This window comes from Streptomyces sp. NPDC037013 (genome assembly GCF_055607265.1).
Genome location: NZ_JBVJRV010000008.1, coordinates 337,463 through 354,239, shown reverse-complemented (window position 1 = coordinate 354,239; position 16,777 = coordinate 337,463). Strand labels below are relative to the sequence as shown.

At 70.0% G+C, this 16,777-nt stretch carries 14 protein-coding genes; 3 read left to right on the top strand and 11 right to left on the bottom strand.

Going from position 1 to position 16,777, the window contains the following annotated elements:
• Positions 1–7 precede the first annotated feature (7 nt).
• From ACZ7DY_RS30015 to ACZ7DY_RS30005, 3 genes are read left to right on the top strand one after another with little or no spacing between them, the layout of a single operon-like run.
• Complete coding sequence (locus ACZ7DY_RS30015) at positions 8–760, top strand: TIR domain-containing protein (protein ID WP_471140651.1); 753 nt, start codon at positions 8–10, stop codon at positions 758–760.
• Positions 757–2,706: a hypothetical protein gene (locus ACZ7DY_RS30010; protein ID WP_471140648.1), complete on the top strand. Its 1,950-nt coding sequence runs from the start codon at positions 757–759 to the stop codon at positions 2,704–2,706. Before ACZ7DY_RS30015 ends, ACZ7DY_RS30010 begins: the two co-directional genes overlap by 4 nt.
• Before the next feature lie 41 nt (positions 2,707–2,747).
• Positions 2,748–3,824 (top strand): hypothetical protein, encoded by a 1,077-nt coding sequence (locus ACZ7DY_RS30005; RefSeq protein ID WP_471140645.1) that lies wholly within the window; start codon positions 2,748–2,750, stop codon positions 3,822–3,824.
• Between the two features lie 58 nt (positions 3,825–3,882).
• On the opposite strand, the gene metK is transcribed toward ACZ7DY_RS30005, so the two are convergent.
• From metK to ACZ7DY_RS29950, 11 genes are all read right to left on the bottom strand, one after another.
• On the bottom strand, positions 3,883–5,091 hold the full coding sequence (gene metK, locus ACZ7DY_RS30000) for a methionine adenosyltransferase (RefSeq protein WP_471140643.1): 1,209 nt from the start codon (positions 5,089–5,091) through the stop codon (positions 3,883–3,885).
• A 413-nt stretch (positions 5,092–5,504) separates the two neighbouring features.
• Positions 5,505–6,761 carry a bifunctional phosphopantothenoylcysteine decarboxylase/phosphopantothenate--cysteine ligase CoaBC gene (gene coaBC / locus ACZ7DY_RS29995; RefSeq protein ID WP_471140640.1) on the bottom strand — a complete coding sequence of 419 codons (1,257 nt, stop codon included), beginning with the start codon at positions 6,759–6,761 and terminating at the stop codon, positions 5,505–5,507.
• 57 nt (positions 6,762–6,818) lie between these two features.
• Entirely contained in the window at positions 6,819–7,091 is a 273-nt protein-coding gene (gene rpoZ / locus ACZ7DY_RS29990) for a DNA-directed RNA polymerase subunit omega (protein WP_005319902.1), read from the bottom strand.
• Positions 7,092–7,151: 60 nt separating this feature from the next.
• The gene (gmk, locus tag ACZ7DY_RS29985) at positions 7,152–7,745 is read right to left on the bottom strand and encodes a guanylate kinase (protein WP_471140638.1); all 594 of its coding nucleotides are present in this window, start codon (positions 7,743–7,745) and stop codon (positions 7,152–7,154) included.
• A gap of 38 nt (positions 7,746–7,783) precedes the next feature.
• Positions 7,784–8,110 (bottom strand): integration host factor, encoded by a 327-nt coding sequence (locus tag ACZ7DY_RS29980; RefSeq protein ID WP_055564204.1) that lies wholly within the window; start codon positions 8,108–8,110, stop codon positions 7,784–7,786.
• A 358-nt stretch (positions 8,111–8,468) separates the two neighbouring features.
• Positions 8,469–9,314 (bottom strand): orotidine-5'-phosphate decarboxylase, encoded by an 846-nt coding sequence (gene pyrF, locus ACZ7DY_RS29975; RefSeq protein WP_471140635.1) that lies wholly within the window; start codon positions 9,312–9,314, stop codon positions 8,469–8,471.
• Positions 9,311–10,417, bottom strand: coding sequence for a quinone-dependent dihydroorotate dehydrogenase (locus ACZ7DY_RS29970; protein WP_471140633.1), 1,107 nt, complete (start codon positions 10,415–10,417; stop codon positions 9,311–9,313). The genes pyrF and ACZ7DY_RS29970 overlap by 4 nt, the downstream gene beginning before the upstream one ends.
• Before the next feature lie 55 nt (positions 10,418–10,472).
• Positions 10,473–13,781: a carbamoyl-phosphate synthase large subunit gene (gene carB / locus ACZ7DY_RS29965; RefSeq protein ID WP_471140630.1), complete on the bottom strand. Its 3,309-nt coding sequence runs from the start codon at positions 13,779–13,781 to the stop codon at positions 10,473–10,475.
• Positions 13,774–14,925, bottom strand: coding sequence for a glutamine-hydrolyzing carbamoyl-phosphate synthase small subunit (carA, locus tag ACZ7DY_RS29960; RefSeq protein ID WP_471140627.1), 1,152 nt, complete (start codon positions 14,923–14,925; stop codon positions 13,774–13,776). The genes carB and carA overlap by 8 nt, the downstream gene beginning before the upstream one ends.
• Positions 14,922–15,494 (bottom strand): PH-like domain-containing protein, encoded by a 573-nt coding sequence (locus ACZ7DY_RS29955; protein WP_471140624.1) that lies wholly within the window; start codon positions 15,492–15,494, stop codon positions 14,922–14,924. Before ACZ7DY_RS29955 ends, carA begins: the two co-directional genes overlap by 4 nt.
• The gene (locus ACZ7DY_RS29950; RefSeq protein ID WP_471140621.1) at positions 15,491–16,777 is read right to left on the bottom strand and encodes a dihydroorotase; all 1,287 of its coding nucleotides are present in this window, start codon (positions 16,775–16,777) and stop codon (positions 15,491–15,493) included. Before ACZ7DY_RS29950 ends, ACZ7DY_RS29955 begins: the two co-directional genes overlap by 4 nt.

The following is a 16,777-nucleotide window of genomic DNA, read 5'->3' as shown; positions in this document are numbered from 1 at the left end:
CGCAGCCATGCACGAAGTCTTCATCAACTACCGTACGCAGGGCGGCAAGGAAGTCGGGTACATGTGCGACACCGTGCTGTCGGCCCGGTTCGGCGCCGACAGCGTGTTCCTCGCGAAGAAGTCCCTCGAACCCGGTCGCAAGTACGCAGAGGATCTCATCCGGGCCGCCCGCCGCTGTCACGTACTGCTGGCGTTGATCGACGAACACTGGCTCGACGCACGCGATCAGCGCCGGCCCGCCAGAAGGGCCCTCGACGATCCGCAGGACTGGGTCCGGCGGGAGATCGAGGCGGCGCTGGACGCCGGTGCCCTGGTCGTCCCCCTCTTCATCGGCCGACGAGTGGAGCAATTGGATCCGAATCGCCTCCCCAAGTCGTTGGCCGAGCTGGCGGAGCACCAGTACGCACGCGTGGAGTTGCACAGCAAGGACGAGGACCTGGCCCGGCTCGGCGACCGTCTGGTGCGGCAGGTACCCGAACTGGCGAAGCTCGACAGGAAGGGTCCCTCGTCCACGCCCGAGGAGTCCGCGCCGGAAGCCCCGGTCCGCATGGATCACCAGAGCGGGGGCATCGGCCAGGTGGGCGGCTCTGTGGGGAGCTTCGTGAACGAGGCCCACGGGCCGCTGCACACCGGGAGCGGCGACCAGTACGGCGGTCCGCGCATCACCGGTGACGGCACCAACTACATATCCGGTGACAACAGCGGCGGGATACGGCAGCGCTTCGGTACCCGTCCTCCGCAGAGGGACGACGAGCGGTGAACGAGTCCGCGAGCTCGTACATCCATGAAGCCCGCAGCGCCGTGCACAGCGGTGAGGGAGCGCAATACAACTTCTACGTCCAAGCCGCCGCCTCACGGTTGCGGGAGCAGGTCAGTCGGCGCCCGCTCGCGATCGCGCCCGCGGACCGTGAGCATCTGTACCGGCGCTTCGTGCCCCCTCCTCGCCTGCAGCAGGCACGGCAGCTGCTCGACACCTCGTTCACGGTGCTGCTCGATGGTCTCCCGGGCAGCGGCCGGCGCACCGCGGCCCTGATGCTGCTCCACGAACTCTCCGATGCCTCCGGGAGCCTCCACGAACTCCCCGACACTTCTGATGACGCGACTGCGTCACCCCTCGACATCCGCGACATCAACCGTGGGGATCGGCTCCTGCTCGACCTCTCCGAAGTGGACGAGTCGCGGTACCTGGGGATCCAGGAGGAGTTCTCCGATTTCCGCAGTCACCTCGTCGGACAGGGTGCTCATCTCGTGGTGGTCCTGCCGCATCACCTCGGCTATCTCCTCCGGGGTGACCTGCGCCATCTCACGGTGGACATCGGCCGCCCGTCGGCGAAGCGGCTGTTCGTCCGCCATCTGCGGTGCGAGAACATCTCGCCTTCGTCGGCCGAGCTGAGCGGTCCTGAGCTGGCGGCTCACCTCGCCCGGGCGCCACTGCGCGACGTGGCGGCGCTGGCCGACCGCATCAGGCGCTTCCGGGATTCGGCAGGCGCGGAGGAGGGATTTCCGCACTGGCTGACCAACGCTCTGGCCGCCGCCGCGGATCACGCCGTGCGTGTGGCGGCAGACATCTCGGCGGAACAGAACGGGCGCAGGAGAGCGCTCCTTCTCTCCCTCGCGGTGTTCCATGGCACTGCTCCGAGCACGGTCCTCCAGGCAGCCAACGGCCTCCTCAACGTCCTCGGTCACCCGCCGGACACCACTCCCCGGCTCGAGCACAGCGACCTCCACGCGGAACTCTCCGCGATCGGTGCCGAGACACTTCCGGACGGACACGTCCAGTTCCGCATCCCGGGGTACGACCAAGCCGTCCGGAATCATTTCTGGACCTTTCTGCCGGACATCCGCCGCCAGTTGCGGGACTGGTTCGGTGGGTGTCTGACGCAGGCCGGGGCCGGCCAGGCGGAGCGGAGCGAGGCGGTTGCCCGGTACGCCGAACAGGGCTTGCGGACCAATCGCCCCGAAGATCTGACATGGCTGGCGAAACAGTGGACGCTCCCCGCAGCCCGGGCCGACCTGCTGCCGGATGCCTCACAGATGCTCGCTCTCGGCCTCGCGGACGACCAGCACGGCCGGTTCTTCCGGCAGCAGATCTACGACTGGTCGAAGGACTCGACGACGAGCCTCGGACTGCGGCGGGTTCTCATCCTGGTGTGTTCCGAGGCCATGGCCCGCTCGCATCCGGATCAGGCCCTTGTCCGCCTGCACCACCTGGCCCGGCGGACACCGGGGCCCGTGGGAGAGGCCGCCCGCCGGGCGGTGATCGACCTGGCCAGGACCGAGAACCGGCTGTACCGGAGAATGCTGGACCGCCTGGGCACCGGGATCACGCAAGGCCACTGGGACGTCGATCTCGACTTGTTCCTGACCCTCGCCGATCCGATCCGCCTCATCCGTTCCCACGGCGTGCACAGCAGTCTGGTGCTGGGATGGGCCGGCGTGCTCGGCCGCCCGGTCGACTACTGGCGCACCCGGACCGCTCACTGGTTCAACGCCTGCCGGGACGTCCGCCACCGCGAGCCGGCGCTGAACGTACTTGCAACGGCATCGGCGACCGACGTCCGCACCTCGGGCCGCTTGTACCGCGTCGCTCTCGACTGGTCGCTGGGCGGCGCGAGCGAGTCGGACGGTCGTGCGGAGACCGTCTCCGACCTGCTTCTGAAGATCAATACCGCGCAGGGCATCCAGCCCTACAGCCACGCCGTCTGACATCCGAATCGGGGGCCACCATGAGTTCCGGGCACAAGACGATGACCGCGTTCGTCACGGTCATCCTCGGACTGATCCTCGTCATACTCGGCCTGAGCGCCGGCTGGCCGTTATGGGCCTGGCCGACCACGGCTGCACTGCTCCTCGTCATCGCCCTGGTGACGCACCAGATCCTGGGGCAGGGTCCGGACCGACCCGCCCCGTACTTCCCTCCGGATCCCGACGAACCTCTGCCGGCTCCGCATCGTCAGGAGCAGCGCGTCGCGTACGTGGCGCTGCCGAGCTCCGTCACGGACTACGACTTCTCCTTCTCCGCCACCGTGCGGTGGACGATGTTGGACGCACCCGAAGACGCCCCGTACATCAATCCCGCGGGACTGGCGATCGATGCCGTGCTCCAGCGCGCGAGGACACTGACGGCGCAGCAGCCACCGCATCAGGCCGCGCTGGCGCAGCACCAGCTGGACGGGGCTCTGGGCACGATGCGGGCCGACGCGACGGGCCGCATTCTGGCGATGGCCCAGGACGTCACGCTCCAACTGCCGGACATCGATCGCGAACGCCTCGCCAAGCTCTCCAACGTCCGCAAAGACGAGGACGTCTGGGAGCACGAGCGCAACTACGAGCGGAGCAAGCGGGCTTACCTGGGTGACGACGTCCTCAAGGACCCAGGAAGCGCGGTGGTGTGGTGGCTCGCCCGGAACGAAGAGAAGGTCGAAGGGGCAGTCGATCGCATCGGCCTCTTCGCACGGTTGTCGGCCGCGGCCAACAATGAACGCGTCGCTCCCGCCTTCGAGCACCTGGTTCCCCCGGCCGTGCCGTCGTTCGCGGCGTCCGTCCCGCAAGGCGACCAGCATCCGACCACGGCGTGGCAGCCGTCTCCCGGCCCCGGCTGGTCGCTCCCCGGCGACGAAGCTCCGGACTCTCCGCTCGATTCGCTGCTGTCGTGGTTCGGCTTCTGTGACGACGACGAGGACCTGGAACTGTTCGCCAAGAGGTTCATCGATCTGGCGCGCGCCCACGGCAGGGAGGATGTCATCGATGACGTGAGGCGACGTTTCCACGCCCCCACCCCGACCATCGACGACGAGCCCGCTCCGCCGGAGGACAGTCCGTGAGACACCGAGGCCCGGTCCTCCGAAGGGAGAACCGGGCCTCGAAAACCAGCGGCCGGGACTACAGCCCCGCCGCCCTCCGCAGCGCGTCCACGCGGTCCGTGCGCTCCCACGTGAAGTCGGGGATCGCCCGGCCGAAGTGGCCGTAGGCCGCGGTCTGCGAGTAGATCGGGCGGAGCAGGTCGAGGTCGCGGATGATGGCGGCCGGGCGGAGGTCGAAGACCTCGGCGATGGCCGTCTCGATCTTGTCCGTGTCGACCGTGGCGGTGCCGAAGGTCTCCACGAAGAGGCCCACCGGCTCGGCCTTGCCGATGGCGTACGCGACCTGGACCTCGCAGCGGGCCGCGAGGCCGGCCGCGACGACGTTCTTGGCGACCCAGCGCATCGCGTACGCGGCGGAGCGGTCGACCTTGGACGGGTCCTTGCCGGAGAAGGCGCCGCCGCCGTGGCGGGCCATGCCGCCGTACGTGTCGATGATGATCTTGCGGCCGGTCAGGCCGGCGTCGCCCATCGGGCCGCCGATCTCGAAGCGGCCGGTCGGGTTGACCAGGAGGCGGTAGCCCTCGGTCTCCAGCTTGATGCCGTCCTCGAGGAGGGCCTTCAGCTCGGGCTCGACGACGAACTCGCGGATGTCGGGCGCGAGGAGCGAGTCCAGGTCGATGTCGCTCGCGTGCTGCGAGGAGACGACGACGGTGTCGAGGCGGACGGCCTTGTCGCCGTCGTACTCGATGGTGACCTGGGTCTTGCCGTCGGGGCGGAGGTAGGGGATCGTGCCGTTCTTGCGGACCTCGGAGAGGCGGCGCGAGAGCCGGTGCGCGAGGTGGATCGGGAGCGGCATGAGCTCCGGGGTCTCGTCGCAGGCGTAGCCGAACATCAGGCCCTGGTCGCCGGCGCCCTGCTTGTCGAGCTCGTCCTCGTCGCCCTCGACGCGCTGCTCGTACGCCGTGTCGACGCCCTGCGCGATGTCGGGGGACTGCGAGCCGATGGAGACCGAGACGCCGCAGGAAGCGCCGTCGAAGCCCTTCTTGGAGGAGTCGTAACCGATCTCGAGGATCTTGTCGCGCACGAGCTGCGCGATCGGCGCGTACGCCTTCGTCGTGACCTCGCCGGCCACGTGGACGAGACCGGTGGTGATCAGCGTCTCCACGGCGACCCGAGAGGTCGGGTCCTCGCGCAGAAGCGCATCGAGAATGGTGTCGCTGATCTGGTCAGCGATCTTGTCGGGGTGACCCTCGGTCACAGACTCCGAGGTGAAGAGGCGCCGGGACACATCGCTCCCTGTGGTTGCAGCGGCTGCTGGCTGATCATGGGCGGACGGCCGGGAGCTGCGCCCGGCGTCGTCCGAGACCAGTTTATCGGTCACACTCGGCCGCAGGTCCACATGTCTCGCCACTTGGGAGCCCTGTGACCTGCGGCACTGCCTTGCGCGGTACGACGTTCGGTCTCCGCCGGAGGCTCACGGACCCGGTTTTCCCGGGTACGGCGCGCCTGAGGGGGCGAAGACGACATTGAGCCCTGCCTGCGAAGACGTCGTCAAGAGACGCGCCGAAATGTGGCCAAGTTCCGCCAAGAGACGAAAGCGGCCCTCGGAAAATGGCCGTGATTCGCTGTCCGGATGGTGAGACGAACGGCCGCGGCGGCAGTTTCTGCCGTTTTCGGGCAGGAGAGCCGCCCCTCCCGCCGTCAGGCCAGCCGCTCCGCGACCAGGTCCCAGACCGTGTCCGCGAGCGCCTCCTTCGGGCCGTACGGGACCGGCGTCTCGCTGCCGTCGGCGCCGAGCACGACGGCCTCGTTCTCCTCGGAGCCGAAGGTCTTGCGCTCGCCGACCTCGTTGACGACGAGCAGGTCGCAGCCCTTGCGGGCGAGCTTGGCGCGGCCGTTGGCCAGGACGTCCTCCGTCTCCGCTGCGAAACCGACGACCACCTGGCCGGGGCGCGGCCGCTCCCCCGCGATCTCCGCGAGGATGTCGGGGTTGCGGACGAGCGCGATCGGCGCCGGCTCCTGGCCGTCCTTCTTCTTGATCTTTCCGGCGGCGTACGTCGCCGGACGGAAGTCGGCCACCGCGGCCGCCATCACGACGGCGTCGGCGTCGGCCGAGGCCTTGAGGACGGCTTCGCGCAGCTGGACGGCGGTGCCGACGGGCACGACGTCCACGCCCGCCGGGTCGGGCAGCGTCGTGTTGGCGGAGACCAGGGTGACGCGGGCGCCGCGCGCCGCCGCGCTGCGGGCGAGGGCGTACCCCTGCTTGCCCGAGGAGCGGTTGCCCAGGAAGCGGACCGGGTCGAGGGGCTCGCGGGTACCGCCCGCGCTCACGACGACGTGGCGCCCGGACAGGTCCTGGGTCCGGTCCGCGCGCGCGAGGACGCGGCGTACGACCTCGAAGAGCTCCGCGGGGTCGGGGAAGCGGCCCTTGCCGGTGTCCACCCCGGTGAGGCGGCCGACGGCGGGCTCGATCACGAGGGCGCCGCGGCGGCGCAGGGTGGCGACGTTCTCCTGGGTGGCGGGGTGCTCCCACATCTCCGTGTGCATGGCGGGGGCGAAGACCACCGGACAGCGGGCCGTCAGGAGCGTGTTGGTGAGCAGGTCGTCGGCGAGGCCGTGGGCCGCCTTGGCCAGCATGTCGGCGGTGGCGGGGGCGACGATCACGAGGTCGGCGTGCTGCCCGATGCGGACGTGCGGCACCTCGTGGACGTCGGACCAGACCTCGGTGGAGACCGGATGGCCGGAGAGCGCGGACCAGGTGGCGGCGCCGACGAAGTGCAGCGCCGACGCGGTCGGCACGACGCGCACGTCATGGCCCGACTCCGTCAGCCGCCGCAGCAGCTCGCACGCCTTGTAGGCGGCGATGCCGCCGCTGACCCCAAGGACTACCTTCGGCTTCTCGGCCACTGCCTCTGTCTCCCCGCGCTCGGATCCGCGTTCGGATGCGTACCACTCCATGACACACCACAGGCCCGGCAGCCGTGCTGCCGGGCCTGTGGTGAACGTGCGAACCGCTTACTGCGCCGGGCCCTCGATGGCCTCGGACGTCAGCAGACCCGCGTTGATCTCGCGGAGCGCGATCGAGAGCGGCTTCTCGTGGACGTGGGTGTCGACGAGCGGGCCGACGTACTCCAGGAGGCCCTCACCGAGCTGGGAGTAGTACGCGTTGATCTGGCGCGCGCGCTTGGCGGCGTAGATCACGAGGCTGTACTTCGAGTCGGTTGCTTCGAGCAGCTCATCAATCGGCGGGTTGATGATGCCCTCGGGCGCGGTGATGGAAGAGGACACTCTTCGCCTTCCGATGGGGTCAAGTGATGTCGAGACCGGAGTCAGGACACGGGTGTAGATCTAAAGAACTTTCATCAAGGCTAGCAGCTCACGCGCCACGTCCTCGACGGAGGTGTTGACCAGGGTGGTGTCGAACTCGGCCTCGGCGGCGAGCTCCACCTTGGCGGCGGCGAGCCTGCGCTCGATCACCTCCGGCGCCTCCGTTCCGCGGCCGGTGAGCCGGCGGACCAGCTCCTCCCAGCTCGGCGGGGCGAGGAAGACGAGCTGTGCCTCGGGCATCGACTCGCGGACCAGGCGCGCGCCCTGCAGATCGATCTCCAGGAGGACGGGCTCGCCCGCCTCCAGGCGTTCGAGCACGGCCCGGCGCGGGGTGCCGTAGCGGTTGCCCGCGAACTCGGCCCACTCCAGCAGCTCGCCGTTGGCGATGAGCTTGTCCATCTCGTCGTCGGAGACGAAGAAGTACTGGACACCGTGCTTCTCACCGGGCCGCGGCTTGCGGGTGGTGGCGGAGACCGAGAGCCAGACCTCGGGGTGTTCTTTTCGCATATGGGCGACGACCGTGCTCTTGCCGACCCCGGAGGGGCCGGAGAGCACGGTCAGCCGCGGACGTACGTCCGGGGGTACGGGGGACGTCCCCCGGGGTGTTGCAGCCATGCAGCGATTATCCAGGTTCTCAGGAGTGCCCGAGAACATCAGCCGGCGGCACCGCCACCGAACTCTCGCTCGAGCGACGCGATCTGGTTGGAGCCGAGACCGCGCACACGGCGGCTCTCGGAGATGCCAAGACGCTCCATGATCTGCTTGGCGCGGACCTTGCCCACGCCAGGCAGCGACTCCAGCAGGGCGGAGACCTTCATCTTGCCGATGACATCGTTCTCCTGACCCTGCTTGATGACCTCGTGAAGCGAGGCGCCGGAGTGCTTGAGTCGATTCTTGACCTCGGCCCGCTCCCGGCGAGCCGCGGCGGCCTTTTCGAGCGCGGCTGCGCGCTGTTCAGGGGTAAGGGGCGGAAGAGCCACGCCTACGTCACCTCGGATGTCGAACTGTCGGATACGGACCGGTGAGGAACCTAGTCGCCCCACACCTGGGGAGCAACGTGCAACGCGCTTGCCCGTCAGTCCCCCACTGCCTGAAGGGCGCGGGAGGCGCCCCTACTCGTCGGAGACTAGCGGGCATGGCCGCCAGAGTCAGCGAGAACAGACGAAAAGTCCTGGTCAGCCTCTGTCGAGCTGCACATATCGGGCATTTCACCCCGGATTTGGGCCGGTGGACCATCGGCCGACCGCCGGGGAACCGTCATGGAACCGTCAACGGAGCACGCACGCAGGGCTCGTTGCTCCGCTCCGGGCTCCGCCCACGGCTCCCCCGGCGCTCCGCTCAGGCCGTTTCGAGGGCCGTCCTGATCTCGTCCGCGAAGCGCGCCGCGGAGTCGCGCAGGCCCGTGACGTCGGGTCCGTGGCGGAGCACACCGCGGCTGACGCTCGGCACGACATTGCGCACGGCCCCGCCGAAGACCCCGGGAAGGTCCGCGGGGGTGGCTCCCTGCGCCCCGATGCCGGGGGCGAGCAGCGGACCGTTGATCGCGAGATCGTACGACGACAGGTCGCCCAGCGTCGCGCCGACGACGGCCCCGAAGGAGCCGAGCGGCGTCCGGCCGGCGTTCTCCGCGGCCAGGTGTCCGAGCACGGTGGCTCCGACGGTGCGTCCGTCCTCGCGCACCGCGTGCTGCACCTCGCCGCCCTCGGGGTTGGAGGTGAGGGCGAGCACGAAGAGTCCGGCGCCGTTCTCGCGGGCGAGGTCGACGGCCGGCTTCAGGGAGCCGTAGCCGAGGTAGGGCGAGACCGTGAGGGCGTCGCTGAAGAGCGGGGAGTCCTTGTGCAGGAAGGTCTCGGCGTACGCGGCCATCGTCGAGCCGATGTCGCCGCGCTTGGCGTCCATCACGACCAGGGCGCCGGCCGCCCGCAGCTCCTCGACCGCCTTCTCCAGGACGGCGATGCCCCGCGAGCCGAACCGCTCGAAGAAGGCGCTCTGCGGCTTGAAGACGGCGACGGTGCCCGCCAGCGCCTCGACGACGGTGCGGGTGAACCGCTCCAGGCCCGCGACGTCGTCGTTCAGGCCCCAGGCGGAGAGCAGCGAGGAGTGCGGGTCGATGCCGACGCACAGAGGGCCGCGCTCGTCCATGGCGTGGCGCAGCCGCGTGCCGAAGGGTTCAAGGGCACTCATGCGGGCTTCCTCACGTCGGCGCCGACGGCGTCGGCGAGGGTGGCGTACGGGCTCGTGCGCAGGCGTGCGGCGAGGCCCTTGTGGATCGCGCGGCCCCAGAAGGGCCCTTCGTAGATGAAGGCGCTGTAGCCCTGGACCAGGGTGGCGCCCGCGAGGATGCGCTGCCAGGCGTCCTCGGCGTTCTCGATGCCGCCGACGCCCACGAGCGTGATCCGGTCGCCCACGCGCGCGTAGAGGCGTCGCAGGACCTCCAGGGAGCGCTCCTTGAGGGGCGCGCCGGACAGGCCGCCGGTCTCTCCGTAGAGAGCGGGTTCGGATGTCAGACCGAGGCCCTCGCGCGCGATGGTGGTGTTGGTGGCGATGATGCCGTCCAGGCCGAGCTCGACGGCGAGGTCGGCGACCGCGTCGACGTCCTCGTCGGCCAGGTCCGGCGCGATCTTGACGAGCAGCGGCACCCGGCGGCCCTCGACGCTGCGGTCGGCGGCCTCGCGCACGGCGGTCAGGAGGGGCCGCAGCGACTCGGTGGCCTGGAGGTTGCGCAGGCCCGGCGTGTTCGGCGAGGAGACGTTGACGACGAGGTAGTCGGCGTGGCGGGCGAGCCGCTCGGTCGACTTCACGTAGTCGGCGGCGGCCTCCTCCTCGGGGACGACCTTGGTCTTGCCGATGTTCACGCCGACGACGGTCCTGAAGACGGCCGTGCGGGCCGCCAGGCGCTCCGCCACGGCCGCCGAGCCCTCGTTGTTGAAGCCCATGCGGTTGATGAGCGCGCGGTCCTGTACGAGGCGGAAGAGCCGCTTCTTGGGGTTGCCGGGCTGCGGCTCCCCCGTGACGGTGCCGATCTCGATGTGGTCGAAGCCGAGCATCGACATGCCGTCGATCGCGACGGCGTTCTTGTCGAAGCCGGCCGCGAGTCCGAAGGGGCCGTGCATCCGCAGGCCGAGGGCCTCGGTGCGCAGCTCCTTGTGGCGCGGCGCGAGGACCGCCGCGATGAAGGTGCGCAGGACCGGGATGCGGGCCGCGAGACGGATCCAGCGGAACGCCAGGTGGTGGGCCCGCTCCGGGTCCATCCGCTTGAAGACGAGATTGAAGAACAGCTTGTACATGGTGGTTGTCCTCACGAAGAGGGGGACACCGTTTCCGGTGTCCCCCTCAGGGCTGCTAGTCGCGGGCCGCGGTCAGGTGTTCCGCGTGTTCCTGGAGCGAACGGACGCCCACGTCGCCCCGGCCCAGTGCGTCGATGCCCTGGACGGCGGCGGCGAGCGCCTGGACCGTCGTGAGGCACGGCACGGAGCGGGCCACGGCGGCGGTGCGGATCTCGTAGCCGTCGAGGCGGCCGCCGGTGCCGTACGGGGTGTTGACGATGAGGTCGACGCCGCCGTCGTGGATGAGCTGGACGATGGTCTTCTCGCCGTTCGGGCCCTCGCCCTCGGACTGCTTGCGCACCACCGTGGCGTGCAGGCCGTTGCGCTTGAGCACCTCGGCCGTGCCGGACGTGGCGAGCAACTCGAAGCCGTGCGCGACCAGTTCACGCGCCGGGAAGATCATCGAGCGCTTGTCGCGGTTGGCGACCGAGATGAAGGCGCGGCCCTTGGTGGGCAGCGGGCCGTACGCGCCGGCCTGCGACTTGGCGTACGCCGTGCCGAAGACCGAGTCGATGCCCATGACCTCGCCGGTGGAGCGCATCTCCGGGCCGAGGACGGTGTCGACGCCGCGGCCGTGGATGTCGCGGAAGCGCGACCACGGCATGACGGCCTCCTTGACGGAGATCGGCGCGTCCATGGGCAGCGTGCCGCCGTCGCCGACGGCCGGGAGCATGCCCTCGGCGCGCAGCTCGGCGACGGTCGCGCCGAGCGAGATGCGCGCGGCGGCCTTGGCCAGCGGCACCGCGGTCGCCTTCGAGGTGAAGGGGACGGTGCGCGAGGCGCGCGGGTTGGCCTCGAGGACGTAGAGGATGTCACCCGCCATCGCGAACTGGATGTTGATGAGGCCGCGCACGCCGACGCCCTTGGCGATGGCCTCCGTGGAGGCGCGCAGGCGCTTGATGTCGAAGCCGCCGAGGGTGATCGGGGGCAGCGCGCACGCCGAGTCGCCGGAGTGGATGCCGGCCTCCTCGATGTGCTCCATGACGCCGCCGAGGTAGAGCTCCTCGCCGTCGTAGAGCGCGTCGACGTCGATCTCGATGGCGTCGTCGAGGAAGCGGTCGACGAGGACCGGCCGCGAGGGGCTGATCTCGGTCGACTCCTCGATGTACGCGGAGAGGCGGGTCTCGTCGTAGACGATCTCCATGCCGCGCCCGCCGAGCACGTACGAGGGGCGGACCAGGACCGGGTAGCCGATCTCGTCGGCGATGGCCTTGGCCTCCGCGAACGTCGTCGCGGTGCCGTGCTTGGGCGCCGGGAGGCCGGCCTCGGCGAGCACGCGGCCGAAGGCGCCGCGGTCCTCGGCGGCGTGGATGGCCTCGGGCGAGGTGCCGACGACGGGCACGCCGTTGTCCTTGAGCGCCTGGGCGAGGCCCAGCGGGGTCTGGCCGCCGAGCTGGACGATGACGCCCGCGATCGGTCCGGCCTGCGCCTCGGCGTGCACGATCTCCAGGACGTCTTCGAGCGTGAGCGGCTCGAAGTAGAGGCGGTCGGAGGTGTCGTAGTCGGTGGAGACGGTCTCCGGGTTGCAGTTGACCATCACCGTCTCGTAGCCGGCCTCGCTGAGCGCGAAGGAGGCGTGGACGCAGGAGTAGTCGAACTCGATGCCCTGGCCGATGCGGTTCGGGCCGGAGCCCAGGATGATGACCGCGGGCTTCTCGCGCGGGGCGACCTCGCTCTCCTCGTCGTACGAGGAGTAGAAGTACGGGGTCTTCGCGGCGAACTCGGCGGCGCAGGTGTCGACCGTCTTGTAGACCGGGCGGACCCCGAGGGCCTGGCGCACCTCGCGGACGACGTCCTCGCGCAGGCCGCGGAGCTCGGCGATCTGGAAGTCCGAGAAGCCGTGCCGCTTGGCGTGGGCGAGCAGGGCGGCGTCGAGCCGCTCGGCGGCGGCCAGCTCGTCGGCGGTCTCCTTGATCAGGAAGAGCTGGTCGACGAACCACGGGTCGATCTTCGTGGCGTCGAAGACCTCCTCGGGGGTCGCGCCCGCACGGATGGCCTGCATGACGGAGTTGATGCGGCCGTCGGTGGGGCGCACGGCCTCTTCGAGGAGCTGCTTCTTGTCGCCGGGCTCGCCCACGAAGGTGAACTGCGAGCCCTTCCGCTCCAGGGACCGCAGCGCCTTCTGGAGGGCCTCGGTGAAGTTGCGGCCGATGGCCATGGCCTCGCCGACCGACTTCATGGTGGTCGTGAGGGTGGAGTCCGCCGAGGGGAACTTCTCGAAGGCGAAGCGCGGGGCCTTCACGACCACGTAGTCGAGGGTCGGCTCGAAGGAGGCCGGCGTCTTCTCCGTGATGTCGTTCGGGATCTCGTCCAGCGTGTAGCCGACGGCCAGCTTGGCGGCGATCTTCGCGATCGGGAAGCCGGTGGCCTTGGAGGCGAGCGCGGAGGACCGCGAGACGCGGGGGTTCATCTCGATGACGATGACCCGGCCGTCCTCGGGGTTGACCGCGAACTGGATGTTGCAGCCGCCGGTGTCGACGCCGACCTCGCGGATGATCGCGATGCCGACGTCCCGCAGGATCTGGTACTCGCGGTCGGTGAGCGTCATAGAGGGGGCGACGGTGATCGAGTCGCCGGTGTGCACGCCCATCGGGTCGAAGTTCTCGATGGAGCAGACGACCACGACGTTGTCGTTCTTGTCGCGCATCAGCTCCAGCTCGTACTCCTTCCAGCCGAGGATGGACTCCTCCAGGAGCACCTCGGTGGTCGGCGAGAGCGTGAGGCCCTGTCCGGCGATGCGGCGCAGCTCCTCCTCGTCGTGGGCGAAGCCGGAGCCGGCGCCGCCCATGGTGAAGGAGGGGCGGACGACGACGGGGTAGCCGCCGAGCTCCTCGACGCCCTTGAGGACGTCGTCCATGGAGTGGCAGATGTACGAGCGGGCCGACTCGCCGTGCCCGATCTTCTTGCGGACCTCTTCGACGACGCCCTTGAAGAGGTCGCGGTCCTCGCCCTTGTTGATGGCCTCGACGTTGGCGCCGATGAGCTCGACGCCGTACTTCTCCAGGACGCCCTGCTCGTGCATGGAGATGGCCGTGTTGAGGGCCGTCTGGCCGCCCAGCGTGGGCAGCAGCGCGTCGGGGCGCTCCTTGGCGATGATCTTCTCGACGAACTCGGGGGTGATCGGCTCGACGTACGTGGCGTCGGCGATCTCCGGGTCGGTCATGATCGTCGCCGGGTTGGAGTTGACGAGGATGACGCGCAGGCCCTCGGACTTGAGGACGCGGCACGCCTGGGTGCCGGAGTAGTCGAACTCGGCTGCCTGGCCGATGACGATCGGGCCGGAGCCGATGACCAGGACGGACTGGATATCGGTGCGCTTAGGCACGCTGGGCTCCTTCTGCGGTCATCAGCGATACGAAACGGTCGAAGAGGTACGCGGCGTCGTGCGGGCCGGCGGCCGCCTCGGGGTGGTACTGGACGGAGAAGGCCGGCTGGTCGAGCAGCTGGAGGCCCTCCACCACGTTGTCGTTGAGGCAGACGTGGGAGACCTCGGCGCGGCCGAAGGGGGTGTCGGCGGCCTTGTCGAGCGGCGCGTCCACGGCGAAGCCGTGGTTGTGCGCGGTGACCTCGACCTTGCCGGTGGTGCGGTCCTGCACCGGCTGGTTGATGCCGCGGTGGCCGTACTTCAGCTTGTACGTGCCGAAGCCCAGGGCGCGGCCGAGGATCTGGTTGCCGAAGCAGATGCCGAAGAGCGGCGTCTTGCGCTTCAGGACGGCCGTCATCAGCGCGACGGGTCCTTCGGCGGTGGCGGGGTCGCCCGGGCCGTTGGAGAAGAAGACACCGTCGGGCGCGACGGCGTACACGTCCTCCTCGGTGGCGGTGGCGGGCAGCACGTGCACCTCGATGCCGCGCTCGGCCATCCGCTGCGGGGTCATGCCCTTGATGCCGAGGTCGATGGCGGCGACGGTGAACTTCTTCTCGCCGACCGCCGGGACGACGTAGGCCTCCTTGGTGGCGACCTCCTCGTACAGGCTCAGGCCCTTCATGGAGGGCTGCGCCTTGACGCGCTCGACGAGCTCGGCGTCGGACGGGAGCGTCTCGCCCGAGAAGATGCCGGAGCGCATGGAGCCGCGCTCGCGCAGGTGGCGGGTGAGGGCGCGGGTGTCGATGCCGGAGATGCCCACGACGTCCTGGCGCCGCAGCTCGTCGTCGAGCGAGCGGGCGGAGCGCCAGTTCGAGGGGATGCGGGCGGGGTCGCGGACCACGTAGCCGGAGACCCAGATGCGGGCCGACTCGTCGTCCTCGTCGTTCCAGCCCGTGTTGCCGATCTGCGGGGCGGTGGCGACCACGATCTGGCGGTCGTAGGAGGGGTCGGTCAGCGTCTCCTGGTAGCCGGTCATGCCGGTGGAGAACACCGCTTCGCCGAAGGTCTCCCCCACGGCCCCGTAGGCACGGCCGCGGAAGATGCGGCCGTCCTCCAGGACGAGTACGGCAGAAGCCTTGGCGGCTTCCCTGGTGGAGGTCGTCATCGTGCGGTGCCTTCCGTAGTGCTGTTCTTGTCGGTCATGTTGTTGAGCGCCTCGACCCACTCGGCCTGCTCGGCCGCGTGGTCCGAGCGGAAGCCGGAGTCGAGCAGCCTGCCGCCGTGTTCCCACGTGACGATCAGGAGACCGCCCTCGGTGAGGACCTTGCCGGCGATGCCCTTGTCGAGCCGGGCCTCGCGCAGCTGTGCGGCCGGGATGAAGAAGTCGGTCGCCCCGGGGCGTACGACGTCCAGGCCCGCGTCGGTGAGCGTGAGCTCGACGCGGCTGCGGGTGCCAAGGCCGTGCGCCACGATGCGGTCGAGCCACTGCCCTGCCGTGGTCGAGCCGTGGTACCTGCCGCTCAGCTCAAGTCTCGCCGGTCCCTGCTCGCTCGGCGCGGTGGGCAGCTCGGGCAGGTCGCCCTGGAGCGTGCCGCGCCACTTCCAGCCCTCGCGCATCAGCCAGTAGACGAGCGCGATGAAGAGCAGCAGACCGACGACCCAGCCGAGCCGCGCGGCCCAGTCGGTCACCTCCGCCGATTCCTTCTCGGCGGCCAGTTCCAGGAGTGATGTCACGTGAGCTTCCCGTCGACGAGCGTGGCCCGACCCCGGAGCCACGTGTGCGTGACGCGGCCCGGCAGCTCACGGCCCTCGTAGGGCGTGTTGCGGCTGCGGGAGGCGAAGCCCGCGGGGTCCACTGCCCCACGGTAATCCGCGTCGACCAGGACGAGGTTGGCCGGCTCACCTGCCGAGACGGGGCGGCCGTGACCGGTCGCCCGCCCGATGGCGGCGGGCTTGAAGGACATCCGGTCGGCGACGGCCTCCCAGGTCAGCAGGCCGGTCTCGACCATCGTCTGCTGGACGACGGAGAGCGCGGTCTCCAGGCCGACCATGCCCATGGCGGCCGCGGCCCACTCGCAGTCCTTGTCCTCGTGGGGGTGCGGGGCGTGGTCGGTGGCGACGATGTCGATCGTGCCGTCGGCGAGGGCCTCGCGCAGCGCCATCACGTCGCGCTCGGTGCGCAGCGGCGGGTTGACCTTGTAGACGGGGTTGTACGAGCGGACCAGCTCGTCGGTGAGGAGGAGGTGGTGCGGGGTGACCTCGGCGGTGACGTCGATGCCGCGGGACTTGGCCCAGCGGACGATCTCGACGGACCCTGCGGTCGACAGGTGGCAGATGTGCACCCGCGAGCCGACGTGCTCGGCGAGCAGCACGTCACGCGCGATGATCGACTCCTCGGCGACGGCGGGCCAGCCGCCGAGGCCCAGCTCCGCGGAGACGACGCCCTCGTTCATCTGGGCGCCCTCGGTGAGGCGGGGCTCCTGGGCGTGCTGGGCGACGACGCCGCCGAAGGCCTTCACGTACTCCAGGGCGCGGCGCATGATCACGGCGTCGTCGACGCACTTGCCGTCGTCGGAGAAGACGGTGACGCCGGCGGCGGACTCGTGCATGGCGCCGAGCTCGGCGAGCTTCTTTCCCTCCAGGCCGACGGTGACGGCGCCGATGGGCTGCACGTCGCAGTAGCCGGACTCCTTGCCGAGCCGGTAGACCTGCTCGACGACGCCGGCGGTGTCGGCGACGGGGAAGGTGTTGGCCATGGCGAAGACGGCGGTGTAGCCGCCGCTGGCGGCGGCGCGGGTGCCGGTGAGGACGGTCTCGGAGTCCTCGCGGCCGGGCTCGCGCAGGTGGGTGTGGAGGTCGACGAGGCCCGGCAGGAGGACCTTGCCCCCGGCCTCGACGACGGTCGCGCCCTCGGCGGAGAGCCCCTCGCCGACCTCGGCGATCGTCTCGCCGTCGATCAGGACGTCCCGCGCCTCGCCGCCCAGCACCTTCGCACCGCGGATCAGGATCTTGCTCAT

Bases quoted from the DNA above. Each gene is read 5' to 3' on its own strand.
- ACZ7DY_RS30015 (WP_471140651.1), top strand. From the start codon at position 8: ATGCACGAAGTCTTCATCAACTACCGTACGCAGGGCGGCAAGGAAGTC.
- ACZ7DY_RS30005 (WP_471140645.1), top strand. From the start codon at position 2,748: ATGACCGCGTTCGTCACGGTCATCCTCGGACTGATCCTCGTCATACTC.
- coaBC (WP_471140640.1), bottom strand. From the start codon at position 6,761: ATGGAGTGGTACGCATCCGAACGCGGATCCGAGCGCGGGGAGACAGAG.
- gmk (WP_471140638.1), bottom strand. From the start codon at position 7,745: ATGGCTGCAACACCCCGGGGGACGTCCCCCGTACCCCCGGACGTACGT.
- pyrF (WP_471140635.1), bottom strand. From the start codon at position 9,314: ATGAGTGCCCTTGAACCCTTCGGCACGCGGCTGCGCCACGCCATGGAC.
- ACZ7DY_RS29970 (WP_471140633.1), bottom strand. From the start codon at position 10,417: ATGTACAAGCTGTTCTTCAATCTCGTCTTCAAGCGGATGGACCCGGAG.
- carA (WP_471140627.1), bottom strand. From the start codon at position 14,925: ATGACGACCTCCACCAGGGAAGCCGCCAAGGCTTCTGCCGTACTCGTC.
- ACZ7DY_RS29950 (WP_471140621.1), bottom strand. From the start codon at position 16,777: ATGAGCAAGATCCTGATCCGCGGTGCGAAGGTGCTGGGCGGCGAGGCG.